The following is a 15,398-nucleotide window of genomic DNA, read 5'->3' as shown; positions in this document are numbered from 1 at the left end:
GGCGCGAACACCTGCGCGGGGCGGGCCCCGACGCCGGGCCGCCGCCTAAGACGATCACTTCGCCTGGGACTCCCACCTGCTCACACATGGGTGGCGCACCCCCGCGGGCCGGGGAGGCAGGCACGCACCGCCATGGGCGGGCTCATGCCGCAGACCGCGGTGTCCGGACCGGGCAACTCGTCCTCCCTCAGCAGCACTTCCCCCAGCAGGCCGGGGTCCTCCTCGTCACTGCCGATGAACTCCTCGGTGCACGCCGGGGGTTCGGGAACCCGGGCGGCGCCCCGGTCGTTGCTCCAGTCGTGGAAGGGCGTGAGATGGCCCACCTTCGCCGTGCAGCAGATGTGCACGAACACGCGCCGGGGCAGCGCCTCCCCCTTCTGCACAGATGCCGGCTCTTCCACGCGGGTGTCCCCTCTACGCTCGCCTTCGGACGGCAAGGGAGTGGCCACGCAGCTCAGGAGCCCCCCAAGCACCGATTGGGGGAGAATACCACACAGCATGTTCCTACTATCAACATAAGATCCACATTGCATGTGCATCCGATCCACCTGAGATGTGGATCGGCTCCTCACACTGTGCGTAATTGCTTGACATCACATGCGCATGGAGTCACCATGTGCAGTACGTTGCGTTGGGCACGGGCCGGGAGGAGCAAGCAGTGGATCACTTACCAGTCCGCTGAAGTCCCGATATGTGAGCCGGCGTGAGCGTCGGTGCCGGCAAGCGCCGAGGCGCCTCCAGACGTGAGGGCGCTCCGGTCGGTGCAGCCACAGGGTGTGGCATCGCCGCGCAGGCACCGTGATCGGTGGTTCGTGCGCACACATCCGCTCGGGGAGTCTTCGAGGCTCGGGGGAGCCGTCGAGAGGCGCTTGCGGGAGGCCGTCCCCGATCGCCGTGTGTCCGGACCTCTTTTGCGACATTGTCGAACTGTGGAGAGGGGAGTTCTGGCATGCCTGCTGAAAACTCGACCGAGACGCCGAGCGCGGCCAACGGGGCGGACACACAAGTCACTCGCCTCAGTGTGAACATCAACGCGGAAACCGCCGCGAAGCTCCGTTGGTACAAGGAGAACAAGGGCATCTCGATCACCGAGACGATCCGTCGTGCCGTCGCGCTGCTGGACCTGGTGGAGCGGGAGTCCGCCAGCGGCAACGAGGTGCTGCTCAAGTCCCGGGACGGGAAGTCGGTGCGCCAACTGTGGCTCGTCTGACCGGACGCGCACGGCTGGATCTCGACCATGGTGCACATCCCGCACCGGGCGTCCCGCACAGGACGTCCGACATACGAGGACCTGCGCACCGGACCCGTACCTGACGTCAGGCGCATGACGTCTCCCACGCGGCCGACGTCACCCGCACGGCGCCCGGCACGCGATCGGCACCCCGAAGGACCGGCGCCCTGAAGGGGCGTGACGGCCCGCGGCGGAACCGTCCGGTTCTCCGGCCAGACCCAGTGGCCGCAGCACGGGCGGAACACCGCACCGCGGCAGGTCGGCGGCCTGCCGACTCCGGTTGGTCCGCCACCGTTCCACCATGCGAGAGCACACGCGCGTGCCACCTCGGCACGCGGATGACGAAGACCAGGGCCCTGGTCCGCCACAGCACTCGTCGGCCGTCACGGCGCCCGACCCAGCCGCGCCTCTCGGCATCCCCCGGTACACACCCGTCACCACCGTGCCCATCCGTCCGGCAGCGGTGGCATGCCCAGCGCGAGCCGCCCGCACGCGCTCAGTGCGAAGTCATCCGCACACACTCAGCGCGGAGCCGTCCGCACGCGCTCAGTGCGGTCAGTCGACCCTACGACGTGCCAGCAACCCCGCCGCGAAGACCTCCAGCACCTCCTGAAGGGTCTCCGTGAAGTCCAGGCGCATCTCCGCCAGCGCGGGGTCCGCCTCATAGGCCGCCCGCACGGCCGAAGACGGATGGGCATGGGTCCAGACGGATCCGGCCGTCAGGAAGACGGCTCCCGCGAGGCGCAGCGCCCCGCGCTCGTCCAGTTCCGGAACACAGCCGCGCACCAGGCCGGCCAGCACCTCCGCGTTCGCGAGGGCGGCCCGCTTGTAGGTGAGGGCCACCGCCGGCGAGACGTTCCGCTCCAGGACGGCGGCCTGGGCACTGATCAGGTCGCAGAGCACGGGCCGGGTCGCCAGGGAGCGTGCGAGCACCGCCGCGAGACCGTCGCCGCGGGTCGCCGGCGGCGCGTCCGCGCCGACCGCCGTGGGCAGTTCCCTCGCCAGGTGGTCGAGCCAGGCCCGGGACTCAGCGTCGAGCAGTTCCAGCAGGATCTCCTCGCGCGACTCGAAGTAGCGCAGCACGTTCGACTTCGCCAGGCAGACCCGCCTGCTCAGCGCGTTGAGGCTCACCTCCGCCACGGGCATGTCCGTCAGCATCGCGGCCGCGGTGTCCAGGATCGCCTGTCTGCGTACGGCGCGCTGCTCCTCGTTGCGGGCGCGCTGGAAGTGTGCGGGCATGTGACCCATGCTACAGACCGCCGGTCTGTTGTTATCAGACCAGCGGTCTGCTAGCGTGCGCAACAGAAGACAACAGACCGCCGGTCTGATAACGATCCCGGGAGGAACCACGATGTACCGAGTCCCCGACCAGACCGGGAAGTTCGCCGTCGTCACCGGCGCCAACAGCGGCATTGGCAAGGAGGCCGCCAGGCGTCTGGCGGCGGCCGGCGCACGGGTGGTGCTGGCCGTCCGCACCGTCGCCAAGGGCGAGCAGGCCAGGGACGAGATCCTGGCCGCACACCCGGGCGCCGCGCTGGAGGTGCGCCGGATCGACCTGGCCGACCTTTCCTCCGTACGGGATTTCGCCGACGGTCTGCTCGCCGCGGGGACCCCCGTCGACCTGCTGGTCAACAACGCGGGAGTGATGGCCCCGCCGCGCCGGATGGCCACCGCGGACGGCTTCGAGCTGCAGATGGGCAGCAACTACCTCGGCCCCTTCGCCCTGACCGTCCGCCTGCTCCCGCTGCTGCTCTCCGCCGAGGCGGCGCGGGTGACGACGATGAGCAGCAAGATGGCCGACTTCGGCCGGATCCGCTTCGACGACCTCCAGTGGGAGCGCCGCCGCTACAGCCCGGGCCTGTCGTACGCGCAGTCCAAGCTCGCGGACCTCATACTCGCCCGGCGCCTCGCGGACACGGCCGCCGAGCGCGGCTGGCGGCTGATGAGCAACGCCGCGCATCCGGGGGCCACCAGGACGAACCTGCAGACCGCGGGACCCGGACTGGGAGGCGGCAGGCCGTCGCCGCTGTACCGGATGATGGCGAGCGTGAACGTCGTCCCGTTCCAGGAGGTCGAGCAGGGCACCGAGCCGCTTCTGTACGCCGCGACCAGCCCCGATGCCGTCGCAGGCGGCTACTACGGCCCCGGCGGGCGCTTCGGCCTGACCGGACCGACCACCGAGGCCAAGGTGACCCGCAGGGCGCTCGACGGGGCCGTGGGCGCCCGGCTGTGGAGCGAGTCCGAGCGGCTCACCGGCGTGGCTCTGCCGGCCCCCGCCGTCTGACGGCGCTGCCGCCGCGCCCGCCTTGGCCTGGGGCCGGGTCGGGGGCGTTCCGCCCGTCCCGTGCCCAGTTCGGCGGACTCACTCCCGGCGGTTTTCACTCCGGGCGGTGCTCGCCCCGGCCGGTGCTCACTCCACCGTCTCGAAGCGCCACCGGTGCACCGCCCTGCCGATCAGGTCCGGGCCCGGTTCCGGGAGTTCCGGCAGTTCCGTGTCGGGGGCCGCGTGCCACCAGGTGATGACGAGGACGCGGTCCTCGGGGGCCGTGAGGGTCTCACGGCGGGCGGGTTCGGGGACGAGGGGCTGGGCGCGGGCCCAGGCGAGCAGGTCGGGGCCGCGGCCTGGCAGGGCCCGGGCCTCCCACATCAGGGCGATCGTCATCGGGCCTCCCGTGTCAGTCCTGGGCGCGGTGCGTCACGAGTACAGGTTGTCCTTCGCGACCTCGTGCACGTGGTCGTGGTCGTGGTGGTGGTGCGCGGCGGCGGGGGCCGGGACGTGTGCGGAGCGGCCGGGCACGTGGGGGTCGGTGACCGGCAGGGACGAGTCGGCGGACAGGTCCCAGTCGGAGGCGGCGCGGTCCCGGGCGACCATCTCGGCGCCGAGCGCGGCGACCATCGCGCCGTTGTCCGTGCACAGCTTGGGGCGCGGCACGCGCAGCCGGATGCCCGCGGCCTCGCATCGCTCCTGGGCGAGCGCGCGCAGCCGGGAGTTGGCGGCCACTCCCCCGCCGATCATGAGGTGGTCCACGCCCTCGTCCCGGCAGGCGCGGACCGCCTTGCGGGTCAGGACGTCGGCGACCGCCTCCTGGAAGGACGCCGCGACGTCCCGTACCGGCACGTCCTCGCCCGCGGCCCGCTTGGCCTCGATCCAGCGGGCCACGGACGTCTTCAGGCCGGAGAAGGAGAAGTCGTACGGGGCGTCGCGCGGTCCGGTGAGGCCGCGCGGGAAGGCGATGGCCCCCGGGTCGCCCTCACGGGCGTACCGGTCGATGACCGGGCCACCGGGGAAGCCGAGGTCGAGGACCCGCGCGATCTTGTCGAACGCCTCGCCGGCGGCGTCGTCGATGGTCGCGCCGAGCGGCCGGACGTCCGAGGTGATGTCGGTGGCCAGCAGCAGGGACGAGTGCCCGCCGGAGACCAGCAGTGCCATCGTCGGCTCCGGCAGCGCACCGTGTTCCAACTGGTCGACGCAGATGTGCGAGGCGAGGTGGTTGACGCCGTACAGCGGCTTGCCGAGGGCGTACGCGTACGCCTTCGCGGCGGAGACGCCCACCAGCAGCGCACCCGCGAGACCGGGGCCCGCGGTGACCGCGATGCCGTCCAGGTCGGAGGCCGCGACACCGGCCTCCTTCAGGGCCCGCTCGATGGTGGGCACCATCGCCTCCAGATGCGCCCGGGACGCCACCTCGGGCACCACACCGCCGAAGCGCGCGTGCTCGTCGACGCTGGAGGCGATCGCGTCCGCGAGCAGCGTCGTACCGCGCACGACACCGACACCGGTCTCGTCGCACGAGGTCTCGATGCCGAGGACGAGCGGCTCGTCGCGGGAGTCAGCCATGGGTCTCGGTTCCTTGCTGTCCTTGTACGCCGGGCTGCCCTTGTGCGCCGGGTACGGGTGGCACGTCGAAAACGGGAGGGACGGGGGGAGCGGGGGGTGCTGGGCGAGCGGGGGCGGCGGAGCTGTCGGTGGCGCCCCGCGGCGCGGCACCGGAGCCGTCCGGGCCCTCGGCCGTCCTGGTCAGCAGCCGCATGACGAGCGCGTCCACGTTGCCGGGCTGGTAGTAGCCGCGCCGGAAGCCGATCGGCTCGAAGCCGAAGCGCTGGTACAGCCGCTGCGCCCGGGTGTTGTCCACGCGCACTTCGAGCATCACCTCCGCGCACTCGGCCGCCGTCGCGTGCCGCAGCAGGTCGGTGAGCAGCCGCGCGCCGAGCCCGGTGCCCCACTGGTCGCGGACCACGGCGATGGTCTGGACGTCCGCCAGGTCGCCGGAGACCGCGAGGCCCGCGTAGCCGAGCAGCCGCCCGTCGGCCTCCGCGACCACGTAGCGCCGGGTGGCGCCCGGGCCGCGGGCGTGCGCCAGCTCCGACCAGAACATGCCGCGCGACCACGCGTCGGCCGGGAACAGTGCGCGTTCGAGGTCCATCAGGGCGTCGATGTCCCACCAGCGCATCTCGCGCAGTACGGCGCCGGCGGCGCCCGGTGCGCCGTTCGGTGCGCCGTGCGGGGGTGTCGACGCCCGTGGGGCGGGCGGGGTGGACGGGGCCGAGGCGGTCACCGCGGGGTGACCACCTTGTAGTTCTTGGGCACCTGGGCGTCCGGGCGCCGCAGGTACAGCGGGCGGGGCGGCAGCAGGCCGTGACCGGCCGGGCCGTCCTCGTCCGCCGCGGACGCCGGGGACGCCGCGCGGCCGCCGCCGGCCGGCAGTCCCTCGCCGGCCGCGAGCCGCTCCGCCGCGAACGCCGCGAGCGCGGCGGCCGGGACGTGCCGCGGCTCCCTGGCGTCCGCGAAGACCTCCGGGTACAGGAAGGCGCCCGCGCCCGCCGAGGGCAGCCCGGCCACCCGGTCCGCGATGTCCGCGGGCCGGTCGACGGCGGGCGCCGTGGTGCGGGTGCGGGCGTCCTCGTACCGGGCCCAGTACACCTCCTTGCGCCGCGCGTCGGTGGCCACCACGAAGGGGCCGTCCGGGGCGGCGGCGGAGGTGCCGAAGGCGTAGCCGAGGGCGTCGAGGGTGCAGACGCCGTGCACGGGGACTCCGAGGGCGAAGCCGAAGGTGTCGGCGGTCGTCAGGCCGACCCGCAGTCCGGTGTAGGGGCCGGGGCCCACGCCGACGGCGATGTCCGTGACCTCGGCGAGCTTCACCCCCGCTTCGGCGAGCACCCGGTCGACGGCGGGCAGCAGCAGCTCCCCGTGCCGCCGGGCGTCCACCTGGCTCGATGCGGCGACGACCGAGACGCCGTCGTGCAGGGCGACGGTCACGGCTGGGGTTGCGGTATCCAGGGCGAGCAACAACACACCAACAGCCTACGGCTCCGACGCCCCTCGGGCGCCCGCCCCGACCGGGTGCACGCCTGCTGCTACCGTCACCGTCTAGGCGTACGTACAGGTCGTATGTACGGGGTATACACGGCGTACCGGGCATATAACAGTATGCCGGGCACCGGCGGGCAGGGTTCCGGCTCGGGCGCCAGGACGGGTCGAGAGGTGGGCGCAGGTGTCTAGGAGCAGCTCGGGATTCGTGGCCGGGCTGACGGTGGCGGCCGTCGCGGGGGTGGGCTTCCTCGCGTACCAGGCCTCGGCCAACGCCCCGGACCACTTCGGCGCGCCGGGCCCCGGCGCCCATGCGTCCCCGGGCGCCACGGCGCACCACGCGCCCCGGCACAGGAAGGACCCCGCGGCCCTGCCGGCCCACTCGGGCAGTGGCGAGCGGATCGTGTACGGGCTGCGCGCCGACCGGGTCTGGCTGGTCGGCGCGGGCGACCACGTGCAGCGCACGTTCACCGTGCGGCCGAGCACCGTCGACCCGGCACCCGGCACCTTCACGGTCACGTCGCGCTCCGCGGTGGTCACCGGATCCGACGGCGTGCCGATCGAGCACGTCGTGCGCTTCACCGCCGTCGACGGCGTGACGATCGGCTTCAGCGCGGCGGTGGACGGCTCCACTCCCGAGCCCGACCCGGCCAGGAAGACGGGCGGCATCCGCGAGACGCGCGCGGACGGCACGGCACTGTGGGATTTCGCGGACATCGGCGCGCGGGTCGTGGTGGTTCCGTAGGACGTGCGGGGCCCGGTGGCCCGGGCGTTCGCGAATCGGCGGCCCCCGCGGCCCCGGGGCCCGGAGCCTCGCAGCCAGCGGGTCCCGCGGTCTCGGAGTCGGCTCCGCAGGCTCACGGCCACAGGTCCCGGGGTCCCGGGGGCCGGGGTCCCGGGGGCGGCTCCGCGCTCCCCGCGGCCCGGAGGTTCGCGGCCGTGGACATGCGGTTCGAGTGCCGGCGTCCGGGGCGCGGGGTGCGGAACCGTCGCGCGTTCAGGGGGTCCGGGCGGTCCGCCCGGCTCCTCGGGCACGTCCGCGGTACTACGCCGCCGCCCCGCGCGTGCCGTCGTCGTCCGCGGGCGCGGTGGGGGCCACGGCGCCGGCCGGGTCGGTGCGGCCGGCGGTGCCCGGCGGGCCCGCGCCCTCGCCGCGGCCGACGCTCCCGGGGCGGCCCGCACGGCCGGGGGCCGGGACAACGGGCGGCCCGGGCGGCGTGGAGACCGCGCGCGCCGCGGCGCAGGACGCCAGCAGCTCCCCCATCGGCACCCGGCCCGCGCCCGTGCCCCGCACCGGCGGCGCCCCGGACGTCCGCGGTGCCGCGGGCGGGCGCGGCGGCCGGTCCTCGCGTTCTACAGCGGACATGGACGCCTCCTGGGGCTCCGGGGGCCTGCCGTACGCCGGCTGGTTAGGTAGACCTAACCTGATCCCGTTCCCATGGGACCATGCGCCGACCACCCCGCGCAACATCTTCCCGACAGGGTGTCGGCACCACGGTCGGCGGCCCGGCACGCCGTGCCCGCGCGGCACGTGGCGTGCGGCCCGCGCCCGGCGCTGCGGTACCCGCGCCGCAGGTCACGGGCGCCCGACTACGGACACCGTGCGCCGCCCCGGCCAGTCACCCCAAGGGGGCTGCCACTCTCAGGGGACCGTCACCCCCTCGGGGGACCGTCGCCCCAGGGGGCTTCCCGCACGCGACGCGGCCCCGGCCCGTCACCCCTCGGCGAGCCGGCCGAGTGCGACGCCGGCCCAGCGCGGGCCGATCCCGAGCAGTGTCACCTCGCGGACCTCGTCCGTCGTGTCGCCGGCCGCCCGGTCGATCACGATGTGCAGCCGCTCCTCCGACAGTTCCTCGACCTTCCCCTCGCCCCACTCCACGACGACCACGGACTCGGGCAGGGAGACGTCGAGATCGAGGTCCTCCATCTCGTCGAGCCCGCCGCCCAGCCGGTACGCGTCCGCGTGTACCAGCGGCGGCCCGTCGCCGAGCGGCGGGTGCACACGGGCGATGACGAAGGTGGGCGAGGTGACCGCACCGCGCACACCCAGGCCCTCGCCGAGCCCGCGGGTCAGCGTCGTCTTGCCTGCGCCCAGTTGACCGGTGAGGAGCACCAGGTCGCCCGCGCGCAGCAACCGGGCGAGCCGCCGGCCGAGTTCCCGCATGCGTTCGGGGGAGGACACGCTGATGCGGATGCTGACGGCCTCGTCGGCCGGGCCGCCGCCGGAGCCGGTCGGGCCGGAACCGGGGCCGGGCTCAGCCACCGGACTGCGCGGATCCGCTGCGGGGCGGCCGCCCGCGGCCGGTGCGGCTGGTGCCGCCGGAGGGGCGGCCGGTACGGGTGTGGGGTCCATAGCCGCCCACGGTAGCCGCCCGCCGTGCCACGCCGACGCGGGCCAGCAGGTCGGCCAGCCGGTCGGTGACCGCCTCGGGGTGCTCCAGCATCACGAGGTGGCCGGCGTCGGGCACCAGGACGAGTTCGGCGCCGGGCAGCGCGTCGGCGATCGCCTCGCTGTGCGAGCTGGGCGTGACCAGGTCCTTGTCGCCGGCGAGCACGAGCACGGACAACTGCGCGAAGTGGGCGAGCGCGGCCGTCTTGTCGTGCGCCGAGAAGCCCGGGTAGAACTCGGCGACCACGTCGATCGGCGTGCTCTCGATCATCCGTTCGGCGAACCTGGCCACGGCCGGGTCGACGTCCTTCGACGCGAACGAATAGCGCTTGATGATGCCCGCGAACAGGTCCGCGGTGGCCCGCCTGCCGCGTTCCACCAGCTCGGCGCGCTGCCCCAGCGCCCGCAACACCCCCGGCAGCACCCGCCGTACCGCGTTGGCGCCCATCACCGGCAGCCCGAAGCTGACCTCGTCGAGCCGGCCGGCCGAGGTGCCCACGAGCGCCACGGCGGCGACCCGTTCGCGGACCAGCTCCGGGTACTGGTCGGCCAGCGCCATCACCGTCATACCGCCCATCGAGTGGCCGACGAGTACCAGCGGCCCCTCGGGGGCGGCCGCGTCGACGACCGCCTTGAGGTCCCGGCCGAGCTGGTCCAGGGAGACCGGGGTGCGCTGCTCGCGCTGGGTGACACCCCGTCCCGAGCGGCCGTGGCTGCGCTGGTCCCAGTAGACGGTGCGGACCACGCCGCGCAGCGCCGCCCGCTGGAAGTGCCAGGAGTCCTGGGTGAGGCAGTAGCCGTGGCTGAAGACGACGGTGACGGGTGCCGGGGACCTGCGTCCGAACAGCCGCCGGCGGCGCGGCAACGGGCCGCCGTCCGGCTCGGTCTCGTCGACCTCGTAGTACAGCTCGGTGCCGTCGTCGGCGCGGGCCTTGCCCGGGGTGCCGCGCAGGGTGCCGTAGGGGCCCGTGGAGTCCAGGTCGAGCTGGGCCTTCCTGCGTATGCCGCGGCTGACCGTGAGGCGTTCCATGGCCACCGAGGCGGCGGCGCCGGCCGCGATGATGCCGAGGGCGGCACCGGCGAACCCGGCTCTGCGCCAGGTGCCCGTGACCGCCCCCGCGACGGCTTCCGCGCTGCTTTCGCTCACGTACCGCTCCTCTCCCCTCCCACCTGGTGTTCCCCGGTGCCCCGGTCCCTCACCCGCGGGTGGCCCGGATCACGGCGGAGGCTACCCGCGGCCAGGGCCTGTCCGACAATCCGCGCCGGATCGGCCCGCGGCGGCCGGTGCCGTGCGTCGCAAGGCGGAGGGTCGCCCCCGTACCGGGTGTACGCGGGCGTGCCCGACAACGCCGCGAGGTGCGGTGCCAGGGGCCGCGGGGCCACGGGGCCACGGGGCCCGGCGGGAACCCCGGGCCTCTGCGGCCTCTGCGGCCTCTGCGGGAGTCGCCAGAAGTGGCCCTAGGACCTCTCGTGGAGGTGGACCCGCGGTACCCGCGCCCCGATGCGGGTGACGATCTCGTACGCGATGGTGCCGGCGGCCTGGGCCCAGTCCTCGGCGGTCGGCTCGCCCAGGTCCCCCGGGCCGAACAGCACCGCCTGCGTGCCCTCCGGCGGCTCGTCCCCGCCCAGGTCGACCACGAACTGGTCCATCGCCACCCGGCCCGCGATCGTGCGCCACTTGCCGTCGACGAGGACGGGGCCGCTGCCGGACGCGTGCCGGGGTATGCCGTCGCCGTAGCCGAGGGGCACCAGGCCGAGGGTGGTCGCCCCCGGGGTGACGTAGGTGTGGCCGTAGCTCACACCGTGGCCGCCCGGTACCCGCTTGACCAGCACCATCGACGCGGACAGCCGCATCACGGGGCGCAGGCCGAAGTCGGCGGGAGTGCCCAGCTCGGGGCTCGGCGAGATGCCGTACATGGCGATGCCCGGGCGCACCAGGTCGAAGTGCGACTCGGGGAGGGCGAGGGTGGCCGGGGAGTTGGCGATGTGCCGGACCTCCGGACGGGCGCCGCGCTGCTCGGCGTAGCGGACCATGTCGCGGAAGCGGGCGAGCTGCGGGGCGATGGAGGGGTGGCCTGGCTCGTCGGCGCAGGCGAGGTGCGACCACAGGCCGGTCACGCGCACCAGCCCCTCGCCCTCGGCGGCGAGCGCCTCTCCGACCAGGGCGGGCCAGTCCGCCGGTTGGCAGCCGCCCCGGCCGAGGCCGGTGTCCGCCTTGAGCTGGATGCGGGCCGGCAGCCCCGCGCCGCGTGCGGCGGCCACCGCCTCGCGCAGCGCCCTGGACCCGCTGACGGACATGTCGAGACCGGCCTCGACGCCCTCCCGCCAGGGCCCGCCGGGCGCCCACAGCCAGCACAGGACACGGGCCCGGTCCGGACCGATGCCGGCGGCGCGCAGCGCCAGAGCCTCCTCCGGCATGGCCGTGCCCAGCCAGGTGGCCCCGGCGTCGAGCGCAGCCCGGGCGACCGGCACCATCCCGTGCCCGTAGCCGTCGGCCTTCACCACGGCCATGAAGGCGGCGCGCGGCGCACGGGCGCGCAGGGCCCGGACGTTGTCGCGCAGGGCCGCAAGATCGATCTCGGCACGCGCACGTACCGTTGCACTTTCACTCATCGCCCACCAGTCTCTCAGAGGCCACGCCGGCCGGCGCGCTGCGAGCGTGCGGGCGCGGGGGCGCGTTCGCCGGTGCGTACGCCGGGCGGAGATACGGGCGCGGCGGCACGGGCACGAGGTCATGGGCGGCGGGGGCACGGGCGCGGGCCGCGGTTGTCTGCCGTCCGCCCCCGGCCCCCCGCGGTGGTGGTGTGTGGGGGACGGAGCAGCGGGGCCGGGTCGCGTGCCGGAGTGCACACGGGCCGGCGTGCGGTGCGGGCCCTTCGGGCGACGGGCACACCGGCGACGGACGGCTGTGTGCGGCTGTGCGACTGTGCGGCTGTGCGGCTGTGCGGCACGCTCCGGCGGCGCCGGACGCGGCTCCGGTCGGTGATCGGCGGGAGAGGCCGGTCAGTAGCCGGCGGACGGGGCCGCCCAGCCGCCTCCGACCACGTCACGCCACACCCGCGCCACCGTCGCGGCCACCTCCGAGGCGCCGACGGGCGCCCCCTCGCCGGCCGCCACCCGGCCGGCGAGGCCGTGCAGGTAGGCGGCGACGGACGCCGCGTCCAGCGCGTCGAGGCCCCCGGCGAGCAGCGAACCCGCCAGGCCGGACAGAACGTCGCCGCTGCCGGCCGTGGCCAGCCAGGGCGTACCGGTCGGGTTCACCCGCACGGGGCCGCCGTCCGGCCCGGCGACCAGCGTGGTCGACCCCTTGAGGAGGGCCGTCGCACCGTAGCGCGCGGCGAGTTCGCGCACCGCCGGGAGGCGGGCGGCCTCCACCTCCTCGCGGGAGGTGCCCAGCAGCGCGGCGGCCTCGCCGGCGTGCGGGGTCAGCAGGGTCGGCGCGGTGCGCGCCCGCACGGCCGCACGGTCAGCCAGCCGCAGCCCGTCCGCATCGACCAGCACGGGCACGTCGGAGGCCAGCACCTCGTCCACCACCCCGGCGTCGTCCCCGACGCCGGGGCCCACCACCCATGCCTGCACCCGGCCCGCCTTCGACGGCGGCCCCGCCGACACCAGCGTCTCCGGGAACCGCGCGATCACCGCGTCCCCGGCCGGCCCGACGTACCGCACGGCCCCCGCGCCGCCGTGCAGCGCACCGGAGACCGCGAGCACCGCCGCGCCCGGGTAGCGCGCCGAGCCCGCGGCCACGCCCACGACACCGCGCCGGTACTTGTCGCTCTCGGCGGCCGGGCTCGGCAGCAGCGCGGCGACGTCCGCGTGCTGGAGCGCCTCCAGGTCGGCAGTGGGCGGCAGATGCGGCCGCAGGCCGATGTCGACCAGCCGGGTGGCGCCCGCGTACTCGCGTGCGGGGTCGATGAGCAGCCCGGGCTTGTGGGTGCCGAAGGTGACGGTCGCATCGGCGCGCACCGCCTCGCCGCGCACCTCGCCGCTGTCCGCCTCCACACCGCTGGGCAGGTCGACGGCGACGACCACCGCGTCGGAGGCGCGGGCGAGCACGGCGAGCGGGACGGCGGCGGGCCGCAGGCCCCCGCTTCCGCCGATGCCCACGATGCCGTCCACGACCAGGTCGGCCCGCCGGATCAGCTCCGCCACACCGGCGGCCACCGCACCGTCCTCGGCCGCACGGCCGTCCAAGGCGCCGCCCGCCGCCTCGCGTGCGCTGCCGCCCGCGGCGCGCAGCGCCGCGAGACCGCCGGGGTGGGTGCGCTCCGGCGCGAGCAGCAGCGCGGTGACACCCGCGCCGCGGCGCGCCAGCCGGGCGCCCGCGTACAGGGCGTCACCGCCGTTGTCCCCGCTGCCGACGAGCAGCACGACACGGGATCCGTAGACCCTGCCGAGCAGTTCGGCGCAGGCGGCCGCGAGCCCGCTCGCGGCACGCTGCATCAGGGCACCCTCCGGCAGCCGCGCCATGAGCTCGCGCTCGGCCGCCCTTACCGTTTCCACGCTGTACGCACTCCGCATACGACGAGTCTCCCGCACCGGTGCCGCGGAGGTCGCGGAGGCCGTCCGCGGACAACGCGCGCCGCCGGGCCCGCGCCCCGGCAGTGCGCGGTCCGCCGGGACGCGACGCGAGGACCGCGCGGCCTCCCCGGGCGAACCGCAGGACCACCGGACCGCAGGACCACCGAGGCTCCGCACGACCGCACGAGCGCACGAGTGCACGACCGCACCGCCGGGCAACCGGACCGCTGGACGCCGCAACACCGGACCGCCGCGCCGCCGTCCCACCGGACCGCCGCCCCACCGGACCACCGGACCACCGGACCACCGGACCACCGGCGGTCTAGGCGAAGAGCCCCAGAGGGAAGGCCCCGGCCAGCGCCGCGTACCCCGTCGGGTTCATGTGCAGGTGGTCGCCGACGTCGAAGGCCGGACGGAGGGCGCGCGGCAGGTCGGGGTCGCGAGCCGCGCGGTCCAGGTCGACGACCGCGTCGAACCGGCCACCGGTGCGGATCCAGTGGTTGACCTCCTGCCTGGCCGCCTCGCGGTACCCGTCGGGGTCGTCGTAGGCGGTGTTGCCGCCGAACGGCGTGAGGGTCGCCCCGTAGACCCGGATGCCCTGGGCGTGGGCGCGCAGCACCATCTGGTCGTAGGCCGTGACGAGGTCCTCGGCGACGGTGTGCTGGGCGGACGCGGTGGCCGGTGCGGTGCCGATGTCGTTCACACCCTCGAAGACGACCAGTGAGGTGACACCGCTCCGCGCGAGGACGTCGCGGTCGAAGCGGGACAGCGCGGTGGGGCCGAGCCCGTTGCTGAGCACCTGGTTGCCGCCCGCGGCCTCATTGAGCACCGCGGTGGCGGCGGTGGCCCCGTGCGCCTGGAGGCGGGCCAGCAGTTGGTCGGGCCAGCGGTCGTTGGCGTTGGTGGTGGAGCCGCGGCCGTCGGAGAGCGAGTCGCCGAGCACCACGGCGGCGCCGGCGGCGCTACGGCCGAGCACTTCGACGCCGCTGAGGAAGTACCAGTGGTCGGCGGTGGCCGCGCCCGGCAGGTCCGGGTCGCCGGTGTGGTCGCCCGCCAGCAGGTACGAGGTGGTGCGGGAGCCCGGGTGCGAGGTGATGTCGTTCGACGCCTGGCCTTCGGCGAGGTACATCGTCACCGTCAGGTTGGCACCCGGCCGCACCGTGAGGTCCAGTGGGTCGGACACCATCTGCGCTCCGGCCGGCACCGTCACCGAGGCCCGGCCGCGGAAGGTCAGGGGGTGGGCGCTGCCGGGCTCGATCGCGGCCGACCCGGCGCGCCCGTCGCGCGGCAGCGCCACCGAGACGGCGGTGACCGGCAGCGGGGCACCGCCGAACACGTTGGACAGGTCCAGCCGTATGCGCGGCCCGCCGGCCGAGACGTGCACCGTCTGCCGGAGCGTGGCGTCGGCGAGTACCCGGCCGTCCTGGGTGAACGGCGCCGGCGGCATGTTGGCGGGCTCGGTCAACTGGGGCATCGCGGTCCAGGTGTGCACCCAGTGCGGTGCCGTGGCGGCGGCCCCCTCGGCACCCTGGACCCCTTGGGCCCCCTCGGCCGCGACCGCCGTCGCGGCGCCGTCCGGCGCGCCGCCGGCCCTCGCGAAAGGTGCGCTGCCCAGGAGCCCTGCCACCACCAGGCTGATGATCCACGGCGGTCTCTTCATGAGGCGTGCGTCCTCCGCTCGGCCGATGCCATCCGTTGTGCTCGCGTCGCGCGTTTCGACGCACGTCCCGAAGCGCGTCCCGGAACACGTGTGGAGCGCTTCCTGGAGCGCGTCCCGTAGGGCATACAGTGCCGGGCGGCCTTCTGCACAGCCCCCGTGCACGGCTGTCGGGGCCGTGGGCGATTGGTCCGACGAACGTCGGATGACCGGCGGCCCGGGCGCGTGGCACCGTGCTGGGGGCACCGTCGGCCGGCGGTCCGCCGAGCGGAGGTCCGTGCATGCGCTACCG

15 protein-coding genes are annotated in these 15,398 nt (G+C 75.1%); 3 read left to right on the top strand and 12 right to left on the bottom strand.

Annotated elements, in window-relative coordinates:
* Positions 1 to 80: 80 nt before the first annotated feature.
* Positions 81 to 383: a hypothetical protein gene (locus IE313_RS14440; RefSeq protein ID WP_189931994.1), complete on the bottom strand. Its 303-nt coding sequence runs from the start codon at positions 381 to 383 to the stop codon at positions 81 to 83.
* A gap of 566 nt (positions 384 to 949) precedes the next feature.
* Here IE313_RS14440 and IE313_RS14435 point away from each other — a divergent pair.
* Positions 950 to 1,210: a ribbon-helix-helix domain-containing protein gene (locus tag IE313_RS14435; protein WP_189931992.1), complete on the top strand. Its 261-nt coding sequence runs from the start codon at positions 950 to 952 to the stop codon at positions 1,208 to 1,210.
* A gap of 576 nt (positions 1,211 to 1,786) precedes the next feature.
* On the opposite strand, the gene IE313_RS14430 is transcribed toward IE313_RS14435, so the two are convergent.
* The gene (locus IE313_RS14430) at positions 1,787 to 2,470 is read right to left on the bottom strand and encodes a TetR/AcrR family transcriptional regulator (RefSeq protein WP_189931990.1); all 684 of its coding nucleotides are present in this window, start codon (positions 2,468 to 2,470) and stop codon (positions 1,787 to 1,789) included.
* A gap of 112 nt (positions 2,471 to 2,582) precedes the next feature.
* Between IE313_RS14430 and IE313_RS14425 the strand changes: the two genes are divergently transcribed.
* A complete protein-coding gene (locus tag IE313_RS14425; RefSeq protein ID WP_189931988.1) occupies positions 2,583 to 3,515 on the top strand; it encodes an SDR family oxidoreductase in 933 nt (310 codons plus the stop codon).
* 126 nt (positions 3,516 to 3,641) lie between these two features.
* Here the strand turns inward: IE313_RS14425 and IE313_RS14420 are convergent, their stop codons facing one another.
* Genes IE313_RS14420 through tsaB form a run of 4 tightly spaced genes read right to left on the bottom strand, consistent with a single transcriptional unit; the run spans position 3,642 to position 6,524 of the window.
* Positions 3,642 to 3,893 carry a hypothetical protein gene (locus IE313_RS14420; protein ID WP_189931986.1) on the bottom strand — a complete coding sequence of 84 codons (252 nt, stop codon included), beginning with the start codon at positions 3,891 to 3,893 and terminating at the stop codon, positions 3,642 to 3,644.
* 33 nt (positions 3,894 to 3,926) lie between these two features.
* On the bottom strand, positions 3,927 to 5,069 hold the full coding sequence (gene tsaD, locus IE313_RS14415; RefSeq protein ID WP_189931984.1) for a tRNA (adenosine(37)-N6)-threonylcarbamoyltransferase complex transferase subunit TsaD: 1,143 nt from the start codon (positions 5,067 to 5,069) through the stop codon (positions 3,927 to 3,929).
* Positions 5,062 to 5,787 (bottom strand): ribosomal protein S18-alanine N-acetyltransferase, encoded by a 726-nt coding sequence (rimI, locus tag IE313_RS14410; protein WP_373316984.1) that lies wholly within the window; start codon positions 5,785 to 5,787, stop codon positions 5,062 to 5,064. Before rimI ends, tsaD begins: the two co-directional genes overlap by 8 nt.
* Positions 5,784 to 6,524, bottom strand: a complete 741-nt coding sequence (gene tsaB / locus IE313_RS14405) for a tRNA (adenosine(37)-N6)-threonylcarbamoyltransferase complex dimerization subunit type 1 TsaB (protein ID WP_189931982.1) — start codon at positions 6,522 to 6,524, stop codon at positions 5,784 to 5,786. Before tsaB ends, rimI begins: the two co-directional genes overlap by 4 nt.
* Before the next feature lie 199 nt (positions 6,525 to 6,723).
* Here tsaB and IE313_RS14400 point away from each other — a divergent pair, with 199 nt between their 5' ends.
* The gene (locus IE313_RS14400; protein WP_189931980.1) at positions 6,724 to 7,284 is read left to right on the top strand and encodes a hypothetical protein; all 561 of its coding nucleotides are present in this window, start codon (positions 6,724 to 6,726) and stop codon (positions 7,282 to 7,284) included.
* Between the two features lie 300 nt (positions 7,285 to 7,584).
* Here the strand turns inward: IE313_RS14400 and IE313_RS14395 are convergent, their stop codons facing one another.
* The 6 genes from IE313_RS14395 to IE313_RS14370 form a co-directional block, all read right to left on the bottom strand.
* Entirely contained in the window at positions 7,585 to 7,905 is a 321-nt protein-coding gene (locus IE313_RS14395; RefSeq protein WP_189931978.1) for a hypothetical protein, read from the bottom strand.
* Between the two features lie 348 nt (positions 7,906 to 8,253).
* Positions 8,254 to 8,892: a tRNA (adenosine(37)-N6)-threonylcarbamoyltransferase complex ATPase subunit type 1 TsaE gene (tsaE, locus tag IE313_RS14390; protein ID WP_189931976.1), complete on the bottom strand. Its 639-nt coding sequence runs from the start codon at positions 8,890 to 8,892 to the stop codon at positions 8,254 to 8,256.
* Positions 8,795 to 10,075, bottom strand: a complete 1,281-nt coding sequence (locus IE313_RS14385) for an alpha/beta fold hydrolase (RefSeq protein ID WP_189931968.1) — start codon at positions 10,073 to 10,075, stop codon at positions 8,795 to 8,797. The genes tsaE and IE313_RS14385 overlap by 98 nt, the downstream gene beginning before the upstream one ends.
* Positions 10,076 to 10,386: 311 nt before the next feature.
* Positions 10,387 to 11,541 carry an alanine racemase gene (gene alr, locus IE313_RS14380; RefSeq protein WP_189931966.1) on the bottom strand — a complete coding sequence of 385 codons (1,155 nt, stop codon included), beginning with the start codon at positions 11,539 to 11,541 and terminating at the stop codon, positions 10,387 to 10,389.
* A gap of 390 nt (positions 11,542 to 11,931) precedes the next feature.
* On the bottom strand, positions 11,932 to 13,449 hold the full coding sequence (locus IE313_RS14375; protein ID WP_189931964.1) for an NAD(P)H-hydrate dehydratase: 1,518 nt from the start codon (positions 13,447 to 13,449) through the stop codon (positions 11,932 to 11,934).
* A 322-nt stretch (positions 13,450 to 13,771) separates the two neighbouring features.
* A complete protein-coding gene (locus IE313_RS14370) occupies positions 13,772 to 15,109 on the bottom strand; it encodes an SGNH/GDSL hydrolase family protein (protein WP_189931962.1) in 1,338 nt (445 codons plus the stop codon).
* Between the last annotated feature and the right edge of the window lie 289 nt (positions 15,110 to 15,398).

Origin of the sequence: Streptomyces sulfonofaciens (assembly GCF_014656295.1) — a bacterium.
In the GTDB taxonomy this organism is placed as follows: domain Bacteria; phylum Actinomycetota; class Actinomycetes; order Streptomycetales; family Streptomycetaceae; genus Streptomyces; species Streptomyces sulfonofaciens.
Note: the sequence above shows the minus strand (reverse complement) of the source record. Positions and strands in the feature narration are given on the sequence as shown.

What these genes read in the sequence shown, in the direction of transcription:
- IE313_RS14435 (WP_189931992.1), top strand. Translation starts at nt 950, where the DNA reads ATGCCTGCTGAAAACTCGACCGAGACGCCGAGCGCGGCCAACGGGGCG.
- IE313_RS14430 (WP_189931990.1), bottom strand. Translation starts at nt 2,470, where the DNA reads ATGCCCGCACACTTCCAGCGCGCCCGCAACGAGGAGCAGCGCGCCGTA.
- IE313_RS14425 (WP_189931988.1), top strand. Translation starts at nt 2,583, where the DNA reads ATGTACCGAGTCCCCGACCAGACCGGGAAGTTCGCCGTCGTCACCGGC.
- IE313_RS14420 (WP_189931986.1), bottom strand. Translation starts at nt 3,893, where the DNA reads ATGACGATCGCCCTGATGTGGGAGGCCCGGGCCCTGCCAGGCCGCGGC.
- tsaD (WP_189931984.1), bottom strand. Translation starts at nt 5,069, where the DNA reads ATGGCTGACTCCCGCGACGAGCCGCTCGTCCTCGGCATCGAGACCTCG.
- IE313_RS14395 (WP_189931978.1), bottom strand. Translation starts at nt 7,905, where the DNA reads ATGTCCGCTGTAGAACGCGAGGACCGGCCGCCGCGCCCGCCCGCGGCA.
- tsaE (WP_189931976.1), bottom strand. Translation starts at nt 8,892, where the DNA reads ATGGACCCCACACCCGTACCGGCCGCCCCTCCGGCGGCACCAGCCGCA.
- alr (WP_189931966.1), bottom strand. Translation starts at nt 11,541, where the DNA reads ATGAGTGAAAGTGCAACGGTACGTGCGCGTGCCGAGATCGATCTTGCG.
- IE313_RS14375 (WP_189931964.1), bottom strand. Translation starts at nt 13,449, where the DNA reads ATGCGGAGTGCGTACAGCGTGGAAACGGTAAGGGCGGCCGAGCGCGAG.
- IE313_RS14370 (WP_189931962.1), bottom strand. Translation starts at nt 15,109, where the DNA reads ATGAAGAGACCGCCGTGGATCATCAGCCTGGTGGTGGCAGGGCTCCTG.